Raw genomic sequence first — 22,876 nt, 5'->3', positions numbered from 1 at the left:
CCGCCGCGCGCTAGCCGTTCTCTGTCCGTTCGAGGTCGTCGAGTCGGCGCTGGACGCGTTCAGCGGGCTGGTGGCGGTGCTGCTCCCGGTACATCGCAGCCGCCTCCTCCCAGGTGGTGCGGGCCAGTTCCGGGCTGCCGAGCGCGTGGTACGAGTGCCCCAGGCGGTCGAGCGTGTCGGCGGCCCAGTAGTCTCCGCCGATGGCGCGGTACCGGGCCGCGGCGAGGCGGTAGTGGTCCACCGCTTCGTGGTGGTGGCCGGTGTGGTGGGCGATGTAGCCGAGGCTGTCCAGGACGTCGGCCTCTATGCCCTCATGCCGGATACGGCGGGCCAACGGCAGTGCTGCCGCACAGTGGACGCGAGCCTGGTCGTAGTCCCCGAGCCGGGCGCTGTACCAGCCCAGCGAGTTGAGCGCGGCGGCCCTGACCCCCGGCAGGTCCGCTTCCCGCTCCAGCCGCACGGCGAGGGTGGCGTGGTTCAGCGCCGCACGAAGGTGATCCTGTCGCCCGTGCCCCTGTGCCAGCGCGATGTGGATGCGGGCCTGGGTGCCATGGTCGCCGGCCTGCTCGGCCAGGCTCAGCGCATGCTCCAACTGCTTGGTGGCCTCTTGGTGTGCTCCGGTGTAAGCGGCGGCGTGCCCGAGCCGCCACTGGACCCGCACGCGCACGTCGAGCGCGTCGTCGTGGTCGAGCGCCGCGAGTGCGGCCTGCCACATCGCCACTCGGTCGTGAACATGGCCCAGCAGGCTCTGGAAGTGGTCCAGGCTCCATGCGAGCTGCCACACGAGCCGGCGCCAGCCGCGGTCGGCCGCCAGCTCCTGCGCGGCGAGCAGATTGGGCAGTTCGTCGGCGAGCCACCGCACCGCCTCGGCCTGCGTGGTCAGCTGCTGCGGCCGGCAGCCGGGCCCGGGCGCGCCGAGCTGTGGAGGTGTGTCGTGCAGCTCCATCAGGCCGCGGGTCGCGCACGCGGTGTGCAGGTAGAACTCGACCAGTCGCCGCAGCGCCGTGTTCCGTTCATCGGCCGCGAGATCCTGGCGGCCCCGATCGGCGGCGTAGAGACGCACGAGGTCGTGCATGCGCCAGCGGCCGGGCTCGTACTGCTCGACGAGATGCAGGTCCTCCAGGGCACGCAACGCCGCGCGGGCCTCCGGCATGGGCAGGTCGGCGAGGGAGGCGAGCGCGAACAGCCCGATGTCGGGGCCGGGAGCCAGTCCCAGCAGGGCGAACAGCCGTGCCTGTACGGCGGTCAGGGCGTCGTACGACCATGACAGCACCTTCGGCAGGCTCGCCGCGGGCGTGTCGTCGTCGAGGGCGTCGAGCCTGGTCGTGGCCTCGCGGAGCTCGGCGGCGATCCGGGCCAAGGGAAGGCGTGGGGTGCAGCCGGCGCGGCCGGCGACGATGCCCAGTGCGAGAGGGTATCCGCCGCACCAGGTGAGGAGTTCCTCGACGGCGTCCGGCTCGGCGGCAGCCCGTGCGGTGCCCAAGCGCACGTCCAGGACGCGGCGCGATTCCTCCGCGCTCAGGGGGTCGAGTACGACGGGACGGGCACCGTGACGGGTGATCAGTTCGGTCAGTCTGCGGCGGCTGGTGATCAGGACGACGCAGTCCGGGTTGCCCGGCAGCAGGGGGACGACCTGATCCGCGGTGCCGGCGTTGTCCAGCACCACCAGCATCCGCTTGTCCGCCAGCAGGCTCCGGTACAGACCGGCCTGGCCCTGCAGCGCGGACGGCACGGCGTGCGGGGCGACGCCCAGCGTTTCCAGGAAGCCGCGCAGGGCGGTGGCCGGCTCCATGGGCGGCACGGACGGATTGAAGCCCAGCAGGTCGACGAAGAGCTGACCGTCCGGGAAGCGTTCCGTATGGCGGTGTGCCCAGTGCAACGCCAGCCAGGTCTTGCCGATGCCGCCCGCACCCGCGATCGCCGAGATGACGACCGCGGCCGGCCGTTCCGCGGCTGCGGCCAGAATCCCGTCCAGCCGCGCCAGTTCCTCCCCCCGCCCGGTGAACCCCCTTGCCTCCAAAGGCAATTGCGCCGGGACTGCTGCCCGGCGACCGGGCCCCGTCTCGGCCGACGGCTGCTCGTCACGGGCCGTCAGCGAGCCGGATTCGCCGCGCAGGATCGCCAGATGCATCCGCTGGGCCCCGTCCCCCGGGTCCGTCCCCAGCTCCTCGGACAGTTGCTTCTGCAGGTCGGTGTAGCGGGACAGGGCCTCCGGACCGCGTCCGGCGGCCTGCAGCGCCCGCATCAGCGCCACGGTGAGCGGCTCGACCAGCGGATGCTCGGCGACCAGGGCGGTCAGCGTGCCGATCACCCCGGCGTGCCGGCCCACCCGGAACTCGGCATCGGCCCAGGCCAGCACCGCCTCGATCCGCTGCTGCTCCCAGCTCTGCCGGGTACGGTCCGCCCAGGCACCGGCCAGCCCGGCCAGCGGCTCACCGCGCCACAACCCGACCGCCTCACGCAGCATCGCCACCCGCTCGGCATCGGTGCGACCCGCGTCCCTGGTCTGTTCGACCAGGAGCCGAAACCGGTGTACGTCGATCCGGCCGGGCGGTACATCGAGCAGGTAGCCACCCGTGCCGCGCCGCAGCTGCGGTCCTGCGCTGTCCTCGCCCGAGTCGACAGGTGCACCCGTGCTCGCCAGCATCCGCCGGATCCGGGCGATGTGAGCGTAGAGCGAGGGACGCACCTGGGCCGGCGGGTCCTCTCCCCAGACCCGGTCGATCAGCGTTTCCGTCGCCACCCAGCGGCCCGTGTCCACCAGCAGTGCCGCGAGTACCGTGCGCTGCTTGGCCGGACCGGCGTCGACCACGGTGCCGTCCGCGCCCCGTAACTCCACCGTGCCCAACAGCAGAAAGTCCGTCATGCGCTCCCCCGAGGTCACGGTGGGCGACCCGTTCACCGGCTGTGGCGCCCCGTCCGCCGACCCCACGCTCACCAGTGAAGCAAGGTTCTCGCAAGGTTCCTGTCCATATTCACGCCACACCGTGTGGGCAACGGTCGGTGACCACGAGGGGAGTCACCGGCCCACTCGACCTCGTCGGGCCGGGCCAAGCGGGCCGGTCGTGCTGTGACGTTCGTGGGGCAACACCCGTGAGTTGCTCTGCGCCTCGCTGAGCCCGTGCCGGGGCGATCAGTAGAAGTGGCGGACGAAGACGTCGGACTTGCCGTTGGTGTCGCCGGGCACGATGTCGTCGGCCGTGGACTGGAAGACCACGTCGCGCCCGCCGGCGCTGACCGCGTCGGTCCGGGCCGAGGCGGGCTGGTTCGAGACGATCTCGTCGGTGCCGGTCAGCAGGTCGCGCAGTGTGAGCGACGGTCCGTTCGTGTCGTGCGGGGCGTACAGCAGATAGCGGCCGGTGGGATCGATGGCCACGCCTCGCACGTTCGGCACCAGTTGGGCGGTGCCCGAGCCCATGTCGTGGACGTAGGTGTCGGAGCCCGAGAGGTAGACGACCTTGCTGCCGTCGTCGCTGAGCTGGACGAGTGTCGACCACTTGGACAGGCCGTCGATCGGGCCGGTGGTGGTGCCGCCGGTCCGGTCCCGCACGAAGACGTCCTCCGTCTTACCGTTCTGGTAGGCGACATAGCGGCCGTCGCCGCTGATGGACGGCCGCGACGGGGCGGTGTGGTCGAAGGAAACGATGACCTCCTTGGTGTTGGCGTACCAGTTCTCGACCTCGACGCGCTGGCCGGGTGACGGGCTGCTGAAGGTGACGGCATAGGCGACGGAGTGGCCGTCCGTGCTCATCGACGGCTGGCTGCAGCTGTACCAGCAGTTGGTGGAGATCTCCCGTCCCGTGCTCACCTGAGGCAGGCGGATCCGCGTGTTCCTCATCCACTGGATCGGATAGGCGACGTATTCCCCGTCACCGCTGATCACCGGGGGCTGGATCGGGGACTGGGCCCCGAGCCGCCTGGTCTGACTCGTCTGCTGGTCGCGGAGGAACACCCTGTCGCCTCCCGTCGGGGGGTCGGACGTGAGGTTCTTCGCCGACGACGAGAAGACGATGCTGCGGCCGTCGGGCGTGATCGAGGCGCCGGCGGAGTCGCCGTCGCCCTGGGTACCGTCGGTCGCGACACTGAGCCGCTCGACCCCCGCTCCGAGGTCGCCCGCGACGCCCGCAGGCTCGGCCGAGGCAGCTGTGGGCAGCACCGCCGTGACTGCGCAGACCACGACCGCCGCGCTCAGGGCGGTCCGGACACGTCTTATGGCGCGCCGGTTCGCTTTTCTCCTCATTTTCCCCCCAGAAAAGACACGATATCTCCTCCAGCTCCCCACCGGAGGCCCACAAGTATGCAACCGTGATGGCGCTGTGCGGTCAATGCGTCAGGCAGACGTAATGAGAGGCACGGATTCGGTCACAACGGTGGCCCCACACCTGGCTTGCGGAACATCCGTGCCAGATCGTGCGCCAAGCCATAACGCCCTACTATCCGTGGCATTGCTGATCACGACCTGCGGCAACCCCCGCACGGCCGTGCGTGAAGAGACCCCGTTATCCGCGGAGAAGGCGTCGACCGTCCTCGCCACGCGGGCAAGACCGCCGAACGCCTCGGCTAGGACCGACCGTTCGCCATCGTGGCGGACGACGAAGTCGGCGGCGCCCTGGAACGCGCACGGAGAGCGTCATCGTGCTGTCCCGGCTGATCAAACGGCCGCATCTGTGACGGTCGCCGACAGGGACCGCCACCGGGCCCTGGTCGGGGAGGCCGCGTCCGGGGCGCGCCGCGGGCGCAGCCCGCCGGGCAGCTCAGGGAGCTGGAAGGAGTACCGGCCGAGCATGTTGATGCGGTGCCGCACGGACGAGGAGAGACAGGCCACGTCCTCATCGCGGACCTCGAAGCCGTCCGCACGCAGCTGGTTCAACGCGCGTCCATGCACCCCGTGTTGAAGAGCACAAGCGCGTTGAGGACCAGGCCGAGAGCGCCGGTCTGGTCCTCCATGCCGTCCCGGTAGCGCTGGTAGATCTGCCGCTCTTGCCCCTTTCGGTGAGCAAGGGAGGCAGAGCGGCTTCGGGCGATCAGCGGCGCCGCAGTGACGGGTCGAGCAGCGCGGGCGGGGTGTCGTGCTTCTCGTGCGGGGCGAGGTCGGTGCCGGGGGCGACGATGGCATCGATCGCATCGAGCACATCGGCGGAGAGCACGGTGTCCGCGGCGGCGAGTTGCGCGTGCAGGTGGTCCGGTGTGCGGGGGCCGATGAGGGCGCTCGTCACGCCGGGATGCGCGGTCACGAATCCGAGCGCGAGCTGGATCATGGTCAGCCCGGCCTCGTCGGCGACCTTGGCCAACTGCTCGACGGCCTCCAGCCTGGCCCGGTTGGCAGGGATGGAGAGGTCGAAGCGGTCCGGCATGAACGTGGAGCGGCTGGTGGTGACCTCCCGGCCCTCGCGGATCGCGCCCGACAGCCAGCCCGAGGCCAGCGGGCTCCACACCAGCACACCGAGCCCGTACTGCTCGGTCACGGGCAGCACATGGGTCTCGATGCCGCGCTGGAGGATCGAGTAGCTGGGCTGTTCGGTGACGTAGCGGCTCAAGTGATGCTCGCGGGCGGCCCATTGGGCCTGCACGATGCGGTAGGCGGGGAACGTCGAGGAGCCGAAGTAGCGGATCTTCCCCGCGCGTTGCAGGTCGGTCAGCGTCGACAGCGTCTCCTCGTCGCTGGTGTTCGGGTCCCACCGGTGGATCTGGTAGAGGTCGACGTGGTCCACGCCGAGGCGGCGCAGACTGTCGTCCAGGGCGGTGACCAGCCAACGGCGCGAGCTGCCTTGGTGGTTGGGTTCGTCGCTCATCGGCATGTTCGCCTTCGTGGCCAGCACGATGTCGTCGCGGCGGCCGGCGATGGCTTTGCCGACCAGCTCTTCCGACTCGCCCGCGCTGTACACGTCCGCGGTGTCGATGACGTTGATCCCGCCCTCGAGTGCGGCATCGACGATGGCGGTGGCCTCGTCCTGGGTGGTGCGTCCGATCCTGCCGAAGTTCATCGCGCCGAGCGCTAGGGAGCTGACCTGCACACCGGTGCGGCCCAAGGTGCGGTACTGCATGACCGTATGCCTCCATGGCGGATATCATGAATAAACGGAACCCTGCTCCGTTAACGATACGGAGCGATGTTCCGCTTAGCAAGCGCGGCCGGCGAGTCAGTGGAGGAAGTAGCGTGGGGAACGACAGCGAGGAGGGCGTGACACGCCCGGCCCGGCCCAAGCGGGCGGACGCCCGGCGCAACAAGGAGACGCTGCTCGACGCCGCCGCAGCGGTCTTCGTCACCGCGGGCGTGGACGCGCCGGTACGCGACATCGCGGCCCGGGCCGGCGTCGGGATGGGCACGATCTACCGCCACTTCCCCACCCGAGCGGATCTCATCATCGCCGTCTACCGGCACCAGGTCGACGCCTGCGCCGAGGCGGGACCGGCCCTTCTCTCGGCCGCCCCGACCCCGCATGCCGCACTGGGACAGTGGATCGACCTCTTCGTCGACTTCCTGGTCACCAAGCACGGACTCGCCGCCGTGCTGCAGTCCGACAACTCCGGCTTCGACACGCTGCACGCCTACTTCCTCGACCGCCTCGTGCCCGTCTGCACGCAGTTGCTCGAAGCCGCGGCCACCGCCGGGGAGATCCGCGCCGACGTGGACGCCTACGCACTCATGCGCGGCGTCGGCAACCTCTGCATCGGCGCGGACAGCGACCCCCGCTACGACGCCCGCCAACTGGTCGCACTCCTCATCGCAGGCCTGCGCCGACCGCGATGAAGACCTCGGGGGATGGGCTCTTCGGGCAGCGCGGCGACGGTTGGTCAGGCGGACTCGGGAACGGTTTCCCGCGCTCCCCACTGCCGGGTCCGGTACGTGCCGATCAGTCGGCAGACAAGGTAGATCGCGAACGAGATGGTGGTCACGTAGGGGCTGATGGGGATGCTGCTGCCCAGGGCCAGCAGGATCCCGCCCTCGATGGAGGCCACCGCGAAGAGCACGCTCAGCGCGGGCAGCAGCACGGGAGACGCTGTGATCCGGGCCGCGGCGGCCGCGGGTGTGACGACGAGGGTGAGGACCAGCAGCGCGCCGACGATCTGCACGGACAGCGCGACGGCGAGCCCCAGTACGAGCATGAAGGCGAACGACAGGGCCCGAACCGGCACCCCTCGGGCCTCGGCCACCTCCGGGTCCGCGCTGGCGAAGGCGAGCGGGCGCCACATGACCATCAGCGCTACGAGCACCACGGCCGACGTGCCGAGAAGCCAGGACATCTGCGGGGTGTCGACGGCGACGATCTGCCCGGTGAGGATGCCGAACTTGTTCGCCGCCCGGCCCTTGTACAGGGCGAGGAAGAGCACGCCGAGGCCGAGGCCGAACGGCATGAGGGTCCCGATCACCGAGTTGCGGTCCCGCGCGCGCGAACCGAGCAGCCCGATGGCTCCTGCGGCGATGAGCGAGCCGACGATCGAGCCGCCCACGATGTTCACGCCCAGCAGCAGCGCGGCCGAGGCCCCGGCGAACGACAGCTCGCTGATCCCGTGCACAGCGAACGGCAGGTCCCGCATGATGACGAAGACCCCGACCAGGCCGCCGACCAGGCCGAGTGCGACGCCTGCGATGAGGGAGTTGCGGACCAGGGCGAGCAGTTCGCCGTAGTTGTCGAAGTTGAAGATCTGCTGCCAGATCCCCTCGGCGATCGTCATGGTCGTACTCCGTGTGGCAGTTCAGGGTGGTGCGGTGGTTCCGCCACCTCGTCGGGCACGCCGACGACCGTGATCCGGTCCCGGACCCGGATGACGTCGACCTGTGTGCCGTACAGCTGCGACAGCGCCTCCGAGGTCAGCACCTCGTCGGGCGTGCCGACCCGGAAGCCCCCACGGGCGAGGTACAGCACGCGGTCCACCAGTCCCAGCACCGGGTTGATCTCGTGGGTCACGAACACCACCGCAGTGCCGTGCGAGCGGCGCCGGGCGTCCACCAGTTCCGTCACGGCCCGCTGGTGGTGCAGGTCGAGGGAGAGCAGCGGCTCGTCGCACAGCAGGATGCGCGGGTCGGTCGCCAGCGCCTGCCCGATGCGGACGCGCTGGCGTTCGCCGCCCGAGAGCAGGCCGACGGGGACATCCGCGTACGCGGCGGCCCCGACCGAGGCGAGGACCTCGTCCACGCGGCGGCGTACGGCGCCCGAGCGCAGCCGGGGCCCGAAGCCGTGCCCGTCGATGCCGAAGCGGACCAGGTCCCGGGCGCGCAACATCGCCTGCTCGGACAGCGTGGCCTGCTGCGGGACGTAGCCGATGTGCCTGCTGCCCTTGTGCGGCGGGCGGCCCAGAATCGTCAACTTCCCTGCGGACAGCTGTCGTTGGCCCAGCAGGGCGCGTACGAAGCTGGTCTTGCCCGATCCGTTGGGCCCGAGCACGGCCAGGAACTCCCCGGCCCGTACCTCGAGATCGAGGTCCTGCCACAGCACCCGCTCGCCGTAGGACAGGGCCGCACCGCGCAGGCTGATCACCGCGGCGTCCGTGCCACGGTCCTCGGTCCTGCCCTCCCGGGCACGGGGCAAGGAGGTCACGGTGAACCGCCTCACTTGCCGAGCGCGCTCGCGAGCGCGTCGACGTTGGCGGTCATCCAGCCGACGTAGTCCTTGCCTTCGGGCAGGGTCTCGGTGACGGGGACGACGGGAATCCCGGCGGACTTGGCCGCCTGCTCGACCTTCTCGGTCTGCGGACCGGAGGTCTGCTCGTTGTAGACCAGCGCCTCGACCTTCTTGTCCGTGTAGAGCGCCAGCGTCTCCTGCAGGGTCCTCGGGGAGACGTCGTCGCCTTCCTCGATGGCTTCGCTGAACGCCTCGGGCGTCTTGTTCACCAGGCCACTCGCCTCGGTCAGGTACAGCGGCACGGGCTCGGTGATGGCGATCGGCTCGCCGCCGTGGTCGGTCTTGATCTGCGCTTCCTTCGCCTCCAGCGGCTTCAGCTTCGCCTTGAAGGCGCCCGCGTTCTTGGTGAAGGTGGCGGCGTCGTCCGGGTCGGCCTTGGCCAGGGCTGCCGCGATGCGGTCGGCGAGCTTGGCGGTCGTGGGGAAGTCGTACCAGACGTGCTCGTTGAGCTCCCCGCCCGCCGGGGCGGTCTTCCCGGAGACCTTGACGGCGTTGATCACTTCGGCGGACGAGTTGTCGCTGCTCTTCAGCATGCGGTCGATGAAGTCGTCGTAACCGCCGCCGTTCTCGACGACGACCTTCGCCTTGGACAGCGCCAACTGGTTCTGCGTATTGGCCTCGTAGGAGTGCGGGTCCTGGTCGGGATCACTGATGATCGAGGTGATGTCGACCTTCTGGCCGCCTATCTGCTTGACGATGTCGCCGTAGACATTCGTCGAGGCCACCACGGCGACGGAGGACGCGGAAACGGGACTCTGCCCGGCGGCGGTGTCGCTGCCGGAATCGGACGAGCTGCCGCAACCGGCCAGGAGGACCAAGGAAGCACCGGTGATGAGCGGCGCCAGGCGCCGGGATGAGGACGCAGGCATGAATGATTCCTCCGCAACCAGGGGGATGTCCACCGAGCTCGATCTGTCCCGGCGTCAGCACCACGCTAGATGGAAACGGATGTCAAGACGGCCTTCCAGCCATTCCATATGACAATCATTACCGGGAAATGACCCTCTGTCGTCTTGGCCTGGCGCGGTACGGCTGATGCGCGACAACCGCTGCGGGACGAGAATGGACGTACCGCGCCGAAGGCGGATGGATCCGCTTCGCGGGCTCCGCGGAAGGAGGCCATGATGCATCCCGCCGCTTTCGCGGGTGTGGTCGTGGGCCGCATCACGCACTACGCCCTGTCCGGAACCGCCGGCGTACTGGTGCTGCGGGGAGCCGCCAAGGCCGCCCCCAAGGCGAAACCCGTGGCCCGCCGGCTGCTGGTCAGCGGCATCGCCGGTGGCATCACGACGGGGCGCCGGCTCGGGGAGGCCGCCGAAGAGGCTCGCCTGAAGGCGGGAGACCTGCTGGCGGAGGCCAGGGAGCAGTTGGGTGAGGAGGCGCCGCCGCCCTCGGCGGTCGGTGTCGAGGGGCACGCCCACGACCACGATCACTGAGAGGCGATCGTCATGTCCGGCACCTCCGCACCCGGTGATGTGCCCGTGCCCGGTCCGGTCTCCGGCTCCGGGGTGGTGGTGCGGTCCGCCGCCGCCGGCCGCGTACGGCTGCTGGTTCCCTGGCTGCGCGCGCGGCCGGGCTGTGCCGGGATCGTCGATGAGCGGTTCACGGATCTGCCGGGTTTCCGGGCGCTGCGCATCTTCCCGCGGACCGGCGCCGTGATCGTCTGGGTGCAGCCCGAGCTGGTCGACGTGGACCGGCTCGTCGCCGCCCTCGCCGAGGCGCCGCCGCCGGGGGTGCCGGCCAGGGGCAGCCGGTCGGTGCCCGACTCCTCCACGGGGGAGGTCGCGCGGCTGGTCGTCGGCGGTGCGGTGCTCGCCGTGGTGGGCCTGCGGCGACTGCTCGGCCGGCCCCCGTGGACCCCGGCGGGCTCGGCCGGCCTGCTCGGCGCGGTCACCGTCTTCACCGGACTGCCGTTCTTCCGCGGCGCCGCACGCACCCTCGGCGGCAGACGCCACGCGGGCACCGATCTGCTGGTGACGACAGCGACCGTGATCTCGCTGGTCCTGCGCGAGAACGTGGTCGCGCTCATGGTGCTGTGGCTGCTCAACATCGGTGAGTTCCTCCAGGCCATCACCCTGCGGCGAACCCGACGCGCCATCGAGGAACTGCTCTCCATCGGCGAGGAGCGCGTCTGGCTGGTCCGCGACGGTGTGGAGGTGGAGGTCGACCTCACGGAGGTCGGGACCGGGGACGTCGTCGCGGTCTACGAGCACCACCGCATCCCCGTCGACGGCACCGCCGAGTCCGGCGAGGCACTGGTGGACCAGGCGGCGATCACCGGCGAGGCGCTCCCGGTGTACGTCCAGCCGGGCAGCGAGGTGTACGCGGGCACCCTCGTCTCCACCGGTTCGATCACCGTACGGGCCACCTCGGTCGGGCAGGACACGGTCGTCGGACGGATCATCACCCGCGTCGAGGAGGCACAGGCCGACCGGGCCCCGATCCAGACCGTGGCCGCCGCCTTCACCCGCCGCTTCGTGCCCGTCTCTTTCGCGCTCGCCGGGATCACGTACGTGCTCACCCGCGACGCCCGGCGGGCCATGACTATGCTGCTGATCGCCTGCCCCTGTGCCGCGGGCCTGGCCACCCCGACCGCGATCAGCGCGGCCATCGGCAACGGCGCCCGCAGAGGCACCCTCATCAAGGGCGGCACCCATCTGGAAGGGATCGGCCGCGTCACCGCCGTGGTCTTCGACAAGACCGGCACCCTCACGCTCGGCCGCCCCCTGGTCACCAGCGTGGTCACACTCGACGAGGCGGTCACCGCCGACGAGGTGCTGAGCCTGGCGGCCTCCGGCGAGCTGCACGCCCGGCACCCGCTCGCCGAAGCCATCGTCCGGCGCACCGAGGAACAGCACCTGCACATCCCGATCCACCAGGCCTGCGAGGTCGTGCTCGGGATGGGCGTACGCGCCGAACTCGACGGCACCCGCCTGCTCGTGGGCAGCCCCGCCCTGCTGCGCCGCCACGGCCTGGAACTCTCCGACGTCGCCCAGGACTGGACGAGCCGACTGCGCAGCGCCGGCGAGACCGTCATCTGCCTCGCCCACGACGACAGGCTGATCGGCATGCTCGGCCTGTCCGACGCCGTACGCGGCGGAGCCGACACCGTCGCCCGCCGGCTGACCGACCTCGGGGTCACCCGCATCGCGCTGCTGACCGGCGACGCACCCGAGACCGCCCAGGCCGTCGCCGACACCCTCGGCATCACCGAGGTCCACGCCCACGCGCTGCCCGAGGCCAAACTCCAGCTGATCCGCGACCTCCAGGCAGAGGGACACAGCGTGGCGATGGTCGGCGACGGCACCAACGACGCCCCCGCACTGGCGCTCGCGGACGTCGGCATCGTCATGGGCGCCCACTCCTCCCACGTCGCGCTGGAGACGGCCGACATCGCCCTGGCCGGAAACGACCTGCGCAATGTCGCCGCCGTCGTGGAACTCAGCCGGCACACCCTGCGCGTCGTACGGCAGAACTACACCCTGTCCATCGGTGTGAACCTCGCCGGCCTCGTCGCGGGCGCCGGCGGCTCCATCAACCCTGTCCTGGCCGCCCTGCTCCACAACACCAGCAGCATCGCCGTGGCCGCCAACTCCGCCCGGCTGGTGGGCCACACCCCCCACCTGCCCAGCGACGCCACAGCACGGCTGCGCGCCGCGCCGTTGGAGGAGCGGCGAGTGCGCTGACTTCCCACACCGGCAGTCCGGCGTTCCCTCGTGGTCCGAGCCTCGTCGCCCCGTACCCGCTCACGCCCTGGCACGCACCCCATCCCACATGAGCTATCGTTCATATGGCTATGGCTTTCATTTTCATCACACTGCCGAAGGCAGCCCTGGGAGTGAACCTGGTGTGAGCAACCCGACGGGGCAACAGCGGCCCACCCGGCAGCGGTCGGCCCTCCTCTCAGCTCTCGCGAGCTGCCACGACTTCGTCTCCGCGCAGGACCTGCACGCTCGTATGACCGAGGACGGCGCACGGATCGGGCTGACCACCGTGTACCGAGCCCTGCGCGACCTGGAGGCCGCGGACGCGGTCGATGTCGTGCAAGCCGGCGCCGGTGAACGGCTCTATCGATGGCGGCCCGCAGGCAGACACCGCCACTACCTGATCTGCCGCGCCTGCGGCAGCAGCCGGCCGGTGGACTCCGAGGTGGTCGAGGAGTGGGCGGGACGGATCGCCGCCGACTCCGGATTCGCGGCGGTGGAGCACACCGTCGAACTCACCGGCGTCTGCGCCGGCTGTCAGCCCACCACGGACGAGGGGGAACTGCCGTCACGCCTCTGGGATTCGGACCCTGAAATCCCGAGCTACCGGGCCCCCGGCTCCGAGAGCTGAAGGAACAGTCGTCGCCGTCCTCCCGATGGCCGCGCCGGGACGAGGGCGCGTCGGCCGCATGTCCTTTGGGTATAGGGGGCTTGCGCGCAAGGGGGGGGCGGATGCGAGTCAAGCAGTTCATATTGATCACCGTCGTCGTCATCGCAGTGATGGTGTCGTGGTGGGCGCTACTCGGGCCCCTGACATGGCTGATCGCCGGAGACACCGTGAGGGACATCGCCGACGCCAAGGACCGGGCGGCAGCCGTGAGCGCGGTCAGACAGTCCGTCATCCAGTCGGTCGCGGGCATCGGAGCCGCGGGCGCATTGGTGTTCACCGCCCGCAATTACCTCCTCTCACGTGAGGGGCAAGTCACCGATCGCTATACGAAGGCGATCGAGCAGCTTGCCTCAGACAAAGGAGATGAGCGCATCGGCGGAATCTATGCACTGGAGCGCGTCATGGCTGACTCAGCTCGCGATCACTACACGATCGTGGAAGTCCTCGCCGCATTCGTGCGGGAGCACGCGCAACCGCCCACTGCCCAGCATGCAGCTGACCGGCGTGTGGCAGCGGATGTACAGGCAGCGTTGACAGTCCTGGGACGTCGACCGCAGCGGCCGGAGCGGGAACTGAGGCCGGTCAACCTGCTCGGCGTGTGGCTTCATAAGGCAGACCTTCGTGGCGCGAATCTCGAAGGCGCCGTTCTCTGCCGGGCCCATCTCCAGGGAGCAGACCTGATCCGGACACGTTTGCAAGGATCACATCTCGACGGGGCCGACCTGAGAGATACAAAGGGCCTTACCTTCGATCAATTGGTGGACGCGAGAGGTCTTGATGACCCTCGGACGCTTTTGCCGTCGACTCTGCGGAACTGACCTCGGGCTGCGGAAGGGCTGGCCCAAGCAGACGCCTCTGGACGGTTCTTACGACCTGGTGATTGGGTGGCCCGGTCACGCCGACCGACGCGCAGGAGAGCCCCGTAGCCATGAGCAGCCCTCATATGTACGAGTACAAGGTCGTCACCTTCCGGGAGTCGCTGATCGGCGACGCACTGGACGGGGACAAGCTGGAGAAGGTCCTCAACAAGCACGCCGAGGACGGTTGGGCGCTCAAGGCCATCACGTCCGCCGACGTCAAGGGCCGCATAGGACCCGGCGCGGTGGAGGGGTTGCTGCTGACGCTGGAGCGGCCGCTCGGCTGACGTAGTACTACGTGGCAGGCCTCCCTCGTCGCAGCCGCAGCACGGTGCCCTCGCCGTTCGCCGACAGCAGCAGCGTGCCGTCCGGGGCGGTGGTGAGGCCGGCGAAGGAGCGGGGGGTGCCGGGCATGTCGTGGGTGAAGAGCGCCGGTTCGGTGCGGGTCGTGCCCACGGGCAGGCCCACCGGCAGGTCCTCGGCCTCGACCCGGCACTCCCCCGTGGTGAGGGAGATGGCCGTGAGCGTCCGGCGGCCGGCCTCCACGATGAACAGATCGTCGCCCAGAACCGCCAGCCCCTGCGGGGCTTCGAGTCCGTCGGCCAGAGTGACCGGCGGAGCTTGGTCATTGATGACGAGCACCGTGCCGCGTTGGTCGTCGCTGATGTAGCAGCGGCCTTCTGCGTCGAACGCGACGTCGACGGGGTGGCCGAGTCCTTCGGCGAGGACAGTGAGGGTGTCGCCCGCCTCCAGGGCCATGATCCGTCCGGCACCCGTCTCGGCGAACACGGTCCGGCCGTCCGGCGCCATGGTGATGCCCGCCGGCCGGTTCAGTCCCCGCGCCCGTACCCGAGTGGTCCCCTGTGCCGGGTCGTGGGTTCTGATCTCGCCGTACTGCGAGGTCGTGTGGAGCAGGCCGCCGTCCACGGTGACTGCGTGGGTCAGTTCGAGGTGGCCGTGCGTACGCACCTCGCCTACGTCGCGGACGCCGGTGGGCCGCAGGGCGGCGACGCGGTAGTGGTCCGCCGCGTACACGGTGCCACCGAGGTCGACCGTGAGGCCGAAGGGTCCGTCGAGTCCGGTCGGCACGATCTCGCGGGTACGGCCGTCGGGGTGCATCTCTGTGACGCCTCCGCTGGCGAAGCTGGAGACGTACATGCGGTTCTCGTCGTCGAAGGCGGCGTTGTCCAGACCTACGACGCCGCTGGTGACGACGGACCGGGCACCGGAGCCGTGCAGGTCGATCCGGGTCACGATGCCGGCCTCGCCCCGGGAGAGAACCGTCAGGACGCCGCCCCGGTCGAAGCGGACCGCGACCGGTTCGTGCACGTCCTGCGCGACGCGTTCGGGCGCTCCGCCGTCGGCCGGGATGCGCCACACCTCGCCGGTCAGCATGTGCGGGTAGTACAGGCAGCCGTCCGGGCCGAGTTGCATGGCGTTGCCGAGCGCGAGTCCCTCGGTGAGCACCACCGGATCGCGGCCGTCGGGGAAGAGCTCCAGGAGCCGGCCGTTCATCTTCATCTCGTTGACGAAGAGCCGGTCTCCCACACAGGTGATGCCGTTGGGCACCCGCACCTGGTCGGACACGAGCGTGTAGTCGCCCTGCGGGCTGCGGCGCCACACCCTCCCGGGAACGAGGTCGGCGATGTACATCGAGCCGTCCGCACCGAACGCGAGGTCGTCCGGCGACTGGACGGGCCCGTCCATCGGGACGATCACCTCGATGTCGGCGCTCGCCGGATCCACGGCGCTGATCTGGCCGGCGAGGAACTGGGCGACGTACAGCCGCCCGTCGGGACCGAAGGCCACGCCGTTGGAACCCCACAGACGGCTGGGCGGGTTGAGCCGGGCGATGTTCCAGCGGTTGCTGCGGCCGGGGCTACGACCTGCGGTGCCGTACCGGTCGGCCCGCGTCGCCGTCATTCCGTGCCTCCGTCGCCGTCGACGAGGACCTCGCTCAGGCCGCCGTTCGTACGCCACTTGCCCAGCAGGGCGTGGAAGGCGATCGGTCCGTCGCCGTACGACTCGCTGCGCTCTCTGGGCCGGCCTTCGTTGTTGTAGTAGCCGGGGGTGCACTCGGCCTGGAAGCGGTAGAGGTCGGCCGCCTTCCGACGGATCGTCGCCACCCATGCGGCCTCGGCCTCGGCACTCGGCTCCACCCGCAGCGCCTGCCGGTCGCGTGCGGTACGGACCACGGCGGCCACGTGGGCGGCCTGTTCGTCGAGGACGTGGACGAAGTTGACGGAGCCGGCGTTCTGCAGCGTGCCCAGCTGGAAGAGGTTGGGGAAACCGTGGCTGTAGAAGCCGTGCAGGGTCTTGGGGCCCTGCCGCCAGGCCTCGGTCAGGGTGACACCGCCCCTGCCGTGGACGGGGAGCCGTCCGGAGAAGACGCCGGACACACCGACGTCGAAGCCGGTGGCGAAGATGATGCAGTCGACCTCGTACTCCCGGCCTCCGACGACGACCCCGCCCTCGATGATCCGCTCCACGCCGTGGCTGTCGGCCGTGTCGACGAGGGTGACGTTCGGCCGGTTGAAGGTCTGCAGGTAGGAGTCGCTGAAGGTGGGCCGCTTGCACATGTAGCGGTACCAGGGCTTGAGCAGCTCGGCCGTCTCCGCGTCCTCGACGAGGGCGTCCACGCGGGCGCGGATCTCGTTCATCTTCTGGAAGTCGGCGATCTCGTACGCCCGTTCCCGCTCCTCGGGCGGCAGCTGCCGACGGTGGCTGTCGCTGGGGATCAGCTTCTGCTGCAGCCGGGCGGTGTGGGTCCAGCCGTCGTCGACGAGGTCCTCGTCCGCCGGGCCGCCGGTGACCAGGGTGAGGAAGTTCTCCATACGACGCCGCTGCCAGCCCGGCGTCAACGACTCGGCCCAGTCGGGATCCGTGGGGCGGTTGCCGCGCACGTCGACCGAGGAGGGCGTCCGCTGGAACACGTACAACCGCCGGGCGTCGGCGCCCAGATGCGGTACGCACTGGATCGCGGTCGCGCCCGTGCCGATCAGTCCGACGCGTTTGTCGGCGAGCCGGTGGAGGTTTCCGTCGGCGTCGCCTCCGGTGTAGGCGTAGTCCCAGCGGCTGGTGTGGAAGGTGTGGCCCTTGAAGTCGGTGATGCCGGGGATGCCGGGCAGCTTGGGCTCGCTGAGGGTGCCGCTGGCGGTGACGACGAAGCGTGCCCGCATCCGGTCGCCCCGGTCGGTGGTGACGATCCACTCCGACTCGGCCTCGTCGTAGCGCAGTTCGGTGACCTGGGTCTGGAAGCAGGCGTCGCGGTACAGGTCGAAGGTCCGCCCGATCGCCTGGGCATGGCGGCGGATCTCCTCGCCGGGGGCGTACTTCCACTGCGGGACGTAGCCGACCTCCTCCAGCAGCGGCATGTAGATGTACGACTCGATGTCGCAGTGGATGCCGGGATACCGGTTCCAGTACCAGGTGCCGCCGAAGTCGCCGCCCTTCTCGATCACGCGGATCGAGGTGATGCCCGCCTGCCGCAGCCGCGCGCCGGCGAGCAGTCCGCCGAACCCTCCGCCGACGATGGCGACTTCGACCCGGTCGGTCAACGGCTCGCGGCCCGGCAGCGGATCGGCGTACGGGTCGTCGGCGTAGTAGCCGAACTCTCCGGCGAGCCGCTGGTACTGGCCGCCGCCGTCGGGGCGGATTCTGCGGTTCCGCTCGGCTCGGTAGCGGGCGCGCAGCGACTCGAGGTCGAGGCCGGGCGCGTCGGGGGCGGGTGAGGCGTGGGGGAAGGTCATGGGCGCAGTCAATCGGGCCGCCAATATTTACGTCAATCAACTGCCTTAAATTTTGGCCATGGTGGGATCACCGCGACGACGAGGGGCGTTCCCCTGGCAGTCAGTGTTCCGGGACGCAGCAGTCACCCTTGGCATCGCCGTCCGACTCCCGCTCCAGGCGGCAGAAGCAGGACGCCTCGACGGGGACGTCCGTCATGGCGGCGGCCATCTTCAGCTGCTGGGCGACGATACGTGCCTCCCCCACCTTGCCGAGGCGGAGCAGGCACTCGTGGAAGCCGTGCAGGGACCAGACGTTCCCGGGATGCTGCAGGGCGCGCGGGAGGGTGTCGTCCAGGCCCAGGTCGGCGCGGTAGACCGCCTCGGCCTCCGCTACGCGGCCCTGTTCCAGGAGGAGGGCGCCGTAGGCGTGCCGGGTGGGCTGCATCCATCCCCAGGGCTCGTCGTACGGGAGGTTGTCGTCCAGGTCGATGGCCCGTTCCAGGGCGGCGAAGGCGGTGTCGTGGTTGCCCTTGCGGTACTCGAGCTCCCCGTCCAGCATCGCCGAGGCGACGGCGAGGATGTCGGCGCAGGTGTTGTTGAACAGCATGCGGGTGGGCGGGACTTGGGCGAGCGCGCGGTGGAACAGCTCGCGTTCGGTCTCGGCCTCCGGGATGCGGCCGGTCGCCGAGAGGGCCACGCCGCGGGCGTAGTGCAGCATCGCGGTGGTCACGCTGTAGAGCTCCGGATCGGCAGGCAGGGGCAGCTCGAGGATGTCCGCCCAGCGGCCGAAGCGGATCAGGACGTGGACCCGCATGGCCAGAAAGCCCTCCAGCCAGTCGGCCATGGGCGGGCTCTGCACCCGCAGCAGTTCTTCGGGGATGGAGGCCTCGAGTTCGGCGGCCGTCCGAAGTGCGGTTCGGGACCTGCCGAGGAACATCGCACCGTAGATCTTGAAGTGGTAGTTGTGAGATCGGTACAGGGTGTAGAAGTTCATCGCGCCGGAGCGGGCGCGGAACTTCTCGTCGGCGGCGATCGCCCGGGTGTTGTCCGACACGACGCGCCGGTAGTCGCCGCACAGCACGTCCAGGTGCGAGGGCATGTGCTGCAGGTGCCCCGCGTCCGGCACCAGGTCGCGCAGCCGGTCGGCGACCGGAAGGGCGGTCTCCGGGGTCGGGGACATCTCCATCAGGTGGATGTAGAGGTGCAGCAGGCCCGGGTGGCGTGCCCCCTCCTCGGTGGCCAGTGCGCGTTCCAGGACGGCCTTGGCCTCCATCGTGCGGGCGCCTTCGGCGGGCTCTCCGGTGGGCAGGTCCCACAGCTGCCAGGGCGTGAGGTTCATGAGGGCGTCCGCGTACAGCGTGGCCACGTCCAGGTCGTCGGGGGCGAGGTCGTGGACGGCGCGCATGCCGTCGGCGTAGGGCGCGTTCCACACCGAGCAGTCCTCCACCGCCTCGGCCTGCGGATAGCGGGCGCGCAGGGCTTGGATCAGGGCCTGCTCGACGGGCGTGGTGCCGGCCATCCTGTCGTGGGCGAGTTCCACGGCGGCGTGGGTCCGGTCGACGGTGCGTTCCAGTTCGTCGCCGTCGAAGGCCTCCCACGGCTTGTTGTAGTTGGGGCCGAGCGCGTAGGCGATGCCCCACTGGGCCATGGCGCAGCCGGGGTCCGCCGCTGCCGCGGCCTCGAAGCAGCGGACGGCTTCCTCGTGGTGGAAGGCGTACGTCCACACCAGGCCGCGGTCGAACCTCAGCTGGGCCTCGGCGGACGAGGTCGTCACGGGGCGGGAGTGGGTGCCGAGATCGTAGTAGTCCATGGGCTTCTCCTCACATCCGCCATCAGTCTGGCCACGACCTGCCGGCCGCACCACCGGCCTACCCACCCTGAGAGACGCACCATACGCCCATTGGTGGCTGCCTCAGGGGCGCTTTCCGTTCGCTCTCGCCCTCGGCGACGATGTGCGGCAGCACCCGGTCCAGCAGGCGCGGAGTCCACCAGGGCCTGGCGGCCCGCAGCATCATCACGGGCGGTACGAGCAGCAGACGGACGATGGTGGCGTCGATGAGGACGCTGACGGCCAAGCGCTCGCCCCCACTCCAACGCCGGCGTCGCCGCGATGTTGGCAGCCAGGGGAGATCGCGATCCCCAAAGCACTGACTGCATGGGCGTCACCGTTCTCCTGGTGCTGCTCGACCGCAGCCACCAACGGTGGCTTGTCGAGCAAGACGAGACCGTCTCGGGCTAAGGCATGACGTCTGCCCCCTTCCCGCGCGCCCGGTTATTGCCCGATCGGGCGCCAAAGTCTGCCCCCGCAGCCCTGGTCGCACACCGTCACCCGGGTGTACCAAGAAAGGTCGCGACGTTAACCGTGGGGGATGAGTAGTCAGTGCGGACGCAGCGCAACGACAGATCGGGCGACCAGAGGAAGCCGGACCAGGGTCCCGCCTCAACGACAGGAGCGTCGGCCGCCACGCAGCGACGGGGTGCGTCATCGCCGCAGGGACTGCTCACGCTTCAGAGCACGGTGGGTAACGCAGCCGTGGTCCAGATGCTCCGACAGGCCGGCCACCATCGGGCCCGCGAGGAGCACCAGCACAGCGACAGTTGCAGCCACCAGAGCACCGCACCCCCCGCCGTACAGCGCTCTGCCGTCCACAACGTCCTGCGCGCCCCCGGCCAGCCACTGGACGAAGCCACCCGCACCGACATGGAATCCCGCCTCGGGGCGGACTTCTCCGACGTCCGCATCCACACCGACGGCGCCGCGAAGGCCTCCGCCGCCGAAGTCGGTGCCCGCGCTTACACCTCGGGCAGCCATGTGGTCGTCGGCGAGGGCGGCGCCGACAAGCACACCCTGGCGCACGAGCTGACGCATGTCATCCAGCAGCGACAAGGGCCGGTCGCTGCCACTGACAACGGTGGGGGTCTGCGGGTGTCGGACCCTTCCGACCGGTTCGAGCGGGAGGCGGAGGCCAACGCCCGTCGGGTGATGAGCGGCCCCGCCCCGCAGGGCCGCTTCTCGGGCGCCGACGCGCCCCCAACGTCGGGCGGTGGGGACTCCGCGTCCTCGCTCCCCGTGCAGCGGGTCTTCCAGGGCGGCCTGAGCGGCTACAACACCGCTCAGGCGATCAGGGAGTTGAAGGAGCAGATCCCGGGGTCGGCGCCGAAGTGGAGTGCGGTCGATGCGGCACGTACCGGCGCGACGGCCTACGACAGCCTTGGCGGCCTCGCGTCGGCGCTGGGTCTCCCGCCGCCGCAGCAGCCCGGGGCCATGTCGGCTTCGGGGGTTGCTCCGGCGTCCACCACCTCGGCCGCGACCACCCCGGCCCGCCCCCCGCGGCCGGTGCCCAGGCCCAATCCGGCCGGGCTCACCAGGGCCGGGCAACAGTCGAGCTCCGCGGCCACCCAGCAGCAGGTCCCCTCGGCGCCGGCCCTGGCAGCGCACGCCCGCACCACCGCGCCTCCGGCGCCGGTCGAGGAGCGGGAGAAGGGGGTCGCCGATCAGGTCTCGGTGGAGGACTTCGCGGCGAACTCCGCACAGGCCCGGGCCGAACTGGAGAAGGAGCGGGCCGCTCCCCACAAATACCTGCGCCGACGGGCCGCAAGCCAGTTGAACGACGCGGTGTTCCAGCAGATGGCCGGATCTGTGAAGATCACCAACAAGAACCAGGTCATGCCGCACCTGATCGACCAGCTCTACAGCTGCCTGGAGTGGACCGGCCGGGCACCCATCGCGGTCTTCACCCATGAGGCCCAGGGCAAGGGCGACCTGATGCTCGGCGTCAAGACCGCCGACGCGCTGCGCGAGAACTTCCCGCGTACCGAGGCGAACCAGAATGACATCGCACTGCTGACCGCCGAGGCAGCGCACAAGAAGCAGCCCGGCGTCTTCGAGGACTCCGGCCACCCGTTCACGGTGCTCGACGGCGCCACCCCCACCGCTCCGCCACTCGGTCACGGCGAGGGCCCCACCCACGCGATCGTCGCCCCGCAGCTGGCCGCTACCAAGAAATTCCAAATGAGCGTCAACCAATGGGGCAGCACTGTCTCCGCGATGACCGAGTACTCCAAGAAGGAATCGCTACCGCCGGGCGCCGCCGGGACCGGCTATACCACCGGACTCGGTGGGGATGAGGTCGGCATCACCTTCGACGCCGGCCTGCGGGCCTACAAGCAGAACCAGGACAGCATTGCGGGCGAGGAGAACAAGCGGGCCGCCCGGCTGGAGAACCTCCAGGCGCTGAAGTCCAAAGATCTCCTGACCGCGCTCTTCCCGGAGGACCAGGAGCAGGCGGCGAAGGACTATGCCGCCGCCGCCACTTCCCGGCTGTACTTCGCCTATTCAAACAAGAGCGCGATGCGGTTCGCGCTCACTGTGGCTGAGGTCGAGAACGGCAAGAACAACGACGTGCACGTCGTCCAGTCCTCGCCCACGCAGATGCCGGCGCTCGACGCCACCGTGAAGCACGACCTCGCGGGGCTCGGGGTGGCCAAGGTCCGACTGGTGGAGGTGTCCTCCCAGAAACCTGCCCCGACGATCGGGGTCCACGAAACCGGCGGCGTCGGCAAGACGATGCACTGGATCATGACCGACCGGGTCCCGCACGACGACATGCTGACGCTGATCAAGGCGAGCGAGCCGATCGTGATGACGACCGGCAACCAGAGCACCTCCGAGGCGCTGTCGGCCGGCAAGACCATCATGTACGAGAGCATCGGCATGGAGCAGAGCAAGGCGTTCCGGCAATCGCTGTACGCCGGCGCCGGGGTCAAGCAGCCGGATATCGACAGCATCGCCGCCGTCAGCCGAGACTACGACCAGCGGGGCACACCCGGCCCCGGCCAGCCTCAGTTCAAGGCCGCAGCGGCAGCTCTGCAGAACATGCAGCAGGAAGACAAGATGGGGGCCTTCAGCGACAAGACCTCCGCCACCAAGGACCTCGGCCGCTGGATCGGCGGACAGCACCTGCGCGACTTCCTGATGAAGACCGAGCTCGCCTCCGACCTGCAGAGCAGGGAAGAGAAGCTCAAATCGGACTACCGGAAGGCCGATGCCTACAAGAGCTTCGTCGACCACCTCCTCGGACTCCCGGGGAGCGAGCAGTAGCTCCAGATGTAGCCACGCTGCCTCCCCCGTCGGTGAACTCGCCCACCCCTTGGCCGTCGTCGTTGATGTCCCGGAGCGCGCTCTCGAGACCGGCCTGCGGGTGGTGGAAGCCGGTGTAGCCGTTCTTGTTGAAGAGGTACGCCGGGGCCGGGGTCCGGGGTGGGTCGGCGTTCCCGCCGCAGGGGTAGATCG

16 protein-coding genes and 2 pseudogenes are annotated in these 22,876 nt (G+C 69.9%); 7 read left to right on the top strand and 11 right to left on the bottom strand.

Annotated elements, in window-relative coordinates; translation table 11 throughout:
- Window positions 1-10: 10 nt before the first annotated feature.
- The 4 genes and pseudogenes from QQY66_RS46895 to QQY66_RS46880 all read right to left on the bottom strand — a co-directional run bounded on the left by QQY66_RS46895 (window position 11) and on the right by QQY66_RS46880 (window position 6,044).
- On the bottom strand, window positions 11-2,866 hold the full coding sequence (locus QQY66_RS46895) for a BTAD domain-containing putative transcriptional regulator (protein WP_301986624.1): 2,856 nt from the start codon (window positions 2,864-2,866) through the stop codon (window positions 11-13).
- Between the two features lie 267 nt (window positions 2,867-3,133).
- Window positions 3,134-4,177 carry a TolB family protein gene (locus QQY66_RS46890; RefSeq protein WP_367667050.1) on the bottom strand — a complete coding sequence of 348 codons (1,044 nt, stop codon included), beginning with the start codon at window positions 4,175-4,177 and terminating at the stop codon, window positions 3,134-3,136.
- A 474-nt stretch (window positions 4,178-4,651) separates the two neighbouring features.
- Window positions 4,652-4,974 (bottom strand): annotated as a pseudogene (locus tag QQY66_RS46885) (Tn3 family transposase); the annotation flags it as partial.
- Between the two features lie 50 nt (window positions 4,975-5,024).
- Complete coding sequence (locus QQY66_RS46880) at window positions 5,025-6,044, bottom strand: aldo/keto reductase (protein WP_301986620.1); 1,020 nt, start codon at window positions 6,042-6,044, stop codon at window positions 5,025-5,027.
- Between the two features lie 113 nt (window positions 6,045-6,157).
- Here QQY66_RS46880 and QQY66_RS46875 point away from each other — a divergent pair, with 113 nt between their 5' ends.
- Complete coding sequence (locus tag QQY66_RS46875) at window positions 6,158-6,751, top strand: TetR/AcrR family transcriptional regulator (RefSeq protein ID WP_301986619.1); 594 nt, start codon at window positions 6,158-6,160, stop codon at window positions 6,749-6,751.
- A gap of 44 nt (window positions 6,752-6,795) precedes the next feature.
- On the opposite strand, the gene QQY66_RS46870 is transcribed toward QQY66_RS46875, so the two are convergent.
- From QQY66_RS46870 to QQY66_RS46860, 3 genes are all read right to left on the bottom strand, one after another.
- Entirely contained in the window at window positions 6,796-7,677 is an 882-nt protein-coding gene (locus QQY66_RS46870) for a metal ABC transporter permease (RefSeq protein WP_301986618.1), read from the bottom strand.
- Entirely contained in the window at window positions 7,674-8,480 is an 807-nt protein-coding gene (locus QQY66_RS46865; RefSeq protein WP_301987730.1) for a metal ABC transporter ATP-binding protein, read from the bottom strand. Before QQY66_RS46865 ends, QQY66_RS46870 begins: the two co-directional genes overlap by 4 nt.
- 71 nt (window positions 8,481-8,551) lie before the next feature.
- A complete protein-coding gene (locus tag QQY66_RS46860) occupies window positions 8,552-9,493 on the bottom strand; it encodes a zinc ABC transporter substrate-binding protein (protein ID WP_301986617.1) in 942 nt (313 codons plus the stop codon).
- Between the two features lie 252 nt (window positions 9,494-9,745).
- On the opposite strand from QQY66_RS46860, the gene QQY66_RS46855 reads away from it, so the two are divergent.
- From QQY66_RS46855 to QQY66_RS46835, 5 genes are all read left to right on the top strand, one after another.
- Window positions 9,746-10,060, top strand: coding sequence for a DUF1490 family protein (locus QQY66_RS46855; RefSeq protein ID WP_301986615.1), 315 nt, complete (start codon window positions 9,746-9,748; stop codon window positions 10,058-10,060).
- Window positions 10,061-10,072: 12 nt separating this feature from the next.
- The gene (locus QQY66_RS46850) at window positions 10,073-12,310 is read left to right on the top strand and encodes a cation-translocating P-type ATPase (protein WP_301986614.1); all 2,238 of its coding nucleotides are present in this window, start codon (window positions 10,073-10,075) and stop codon (window positions 12,308-12,310) included.
- 163 nt (window positions 12,311-12,473) lie between these two features.
- Window positions 12,474-12,959, top strand: a complete 486-nt coding sequence (locus QQY66_RS46845; RefSeq protein ID WP_301986613.1) for a Fur family transcriptional regulator — start codon at window positions 12,474-12,476, stop codon at window positions 12,957-12,959.
- Between the two features lie 101 nt (window positions 12,960-13,060).
- Window positions 13,061-13,816 (top strand): pentapeptide repeat-containing protein, encoded by a 756-nt coding sequence (locus QQY66_RS46840; protein WP_301986611.1) that lies wholly within the window; start codon window positions 13,061-13,063, stop codon window positions 13,814-13,816.
- 110 nt (window positions 13,817-13,926) lie between these two features.
- Window positions 13,927-14,142 (top strand): DUF4177 domain-containing protein, encoded by a 216-nt coding sequence (locus QQY66_RS46835; RefSeq protein WP_301986610.1) that lies wholly within the window; start codon window positions 13,927-13,929, stop codon window positions 14,140-14,142.
- A gap of 7 nt (window positions 14,143-14,149) precedes the next feature.
- Here QQY66_RS46835 and QQY66_RS46830 read toward each other — a convergent pair whose 3' ends face one another.
- The 4 genes and pseudogenes from QQY66_RS46830 to QQY66_RS46815 all read right to left on the bottom strand — a co-directional run.
- Window positions 14,150-15,778: a hypothetical protein gene (locus QQY66_RS46830; protein WP_301986609.1), complete on the bottom strand. Its 1,629-nt coding sequence runs from the start codon at window positions 15,776-15,778 to the stop codon at window positions 14,150-14,152.
- A complete protein-coding gene (locus QQY66_RS46825) occupies window positions 15,775-17,604 on the bottom strand; it encodes an NAD(P)/FAD-dependent oxidoreductase (protein WP_301986608.1) in 1,830 nt (609 codons plus the stop codon). Before QQY66_RS46825 ends, QQY66_RS46830 begins: the two co-directional genes overlap by 4 nt.
- Before the next feature lie 100 nt (window positions 17,605-17,704).
- Entirely contained in the window at window positions 17,705-19,393 is a 1,689-nt protein-coding gene (locus QQY66_RS46820; RefSeq protein WP_301986607.1) for a hypothetical protein, read from the bottom strand.
- A 58-nt stretch (window positions 19,394-19,451) separates the two neighbouring features.
- Window positions 19,452-19,658: pseudogene (locus QQY66_RS46815) on the bottom strand (hypothetical protein); the annotation flags it as partial.
- Window positions 19,659-20,125: 467 nt separating this feature from the next.
- Between QQY66_RS46815 and QQY66_RS46810 the strand changes: the two are divergent.
- Window positions 20,126-22,684: a DUF4157 domain-containing protein gene (locus tag QQY66_RS46810; RefSeq protein WP_301987729.1), complete on the top strand. Its 2,559-nt coding sequence runs from the start codon at window positions 20,126-20,128 to the stop codon at window positions 22,682-22,684.
- The last annotated feature ends 192 nt before the right edge of the window (window positions 22,685-22,876 follow it).

The organism is Streptomyces sp. DG2A-72 (assembly GCF_030499575.1).
GTDB lineage: Bacteria > Actinomycetota > Actinomycetes > Streptomycetales > Streptomycetaceae > Streptomyces.
Note: the sequence above shows the minus strand (reverse complement) of the source record. Positions and strands in the feature narration are given on the sequence as shown.

What these genes read in the sequence shown, in the direction of transcription:
- QQY66_RS46860 (WP_301986617.1), bottom strand. Translation starts at nt 9,493, where the DNA reads ATGCCTGCGTCCTCATCCCGGCGCCTGGCGCCGCTCATCACCGGTGCT.
- QQY66_RS46870 (WP_301986618.1), bottom strand. Translation starts at nt 7,677, where the DNA reads ATGACGATCGCCGAGGGGATCTGGCAGCAGATCTTCAACTTCGACAAC.
- QQY66_RS46810 (WP_301987729.1), top strand. Translation starts at nt 20,126, where the DNA reads ATGCTCCGACAGGCCGGCCACCATCGGGCCCGCGAGGAGCACCAGCAC.
- QQY66_RS46840 (WP_301986611.1), top strand. Translation starts at nt 13,061, where the DNA reads ATGCGAGTCAAGCAGTTCATATTGATCACCGTCGTCGTCATCGCAGTG.
- QQY66_RS46835 (WP_301986610.1), top strand. Translation starts at nt 13,927, where the DNA reads ATGAGCAGCCCTCATATGTACGAGTACAAGGTCGTCACCTTCCGGGAG.
- QQY66_RS46830 (WP_301986609.1), bottom strand. Translation starts at nt 15,778, where the DNA reads ATGACGGCGACGCGGGCCGACCGGTACGGCACCGCAGGTCGTAGCCCC.
- QQY66_RS46825 (WP_301986608.1), bottom strand. Translation starts at nt 17,604, where the DNA reads ATGACCTTCCCCCACGCCTCACCCGCCCCCGACGCGCCCGGCCTCGAC.
- QQY66_RS46850 (WP_301986614.1), top strand. Translation starts at nt 10,073, where the DNA reads ATGTCCGGCACCTCCGCACCCGGTGATGTGCCCGTGCCCGGTCCGGTC.
- QQY66_RS46855 (WP_301986615.1), top strand. Translation starts at nt 9,746, where the DNA reads ATGATGCATCCCGCCGCTTTCGCGGGTGTGGTCGTGGGCCGCATCACG.
- QQY66_RS46895 (WP_301986624.1), bottom strand. Translation starts at nt 2,866, where the DNA reads ATGACGGACTTTCTGCTGTTGGGCACGGTGGAGTTACGGGGCGCGGAC.
- QQY66_RS46820 (WP_301986607.1), bottom strand. Translation starts at nt 19,393, where the DNA reads ATGGACTACTACGATCTCGGCACCCACTCCCGCCCCGTGACGACCTCG.
- QQY66_RS46880 (WP_301986620.1), bottom strand. Translation starts at nt 6,044, where the DNA reads ATGCAGTACCGCACCTTGGGCCGCACCGGTGTGCAGGTCAGCTCCCTA.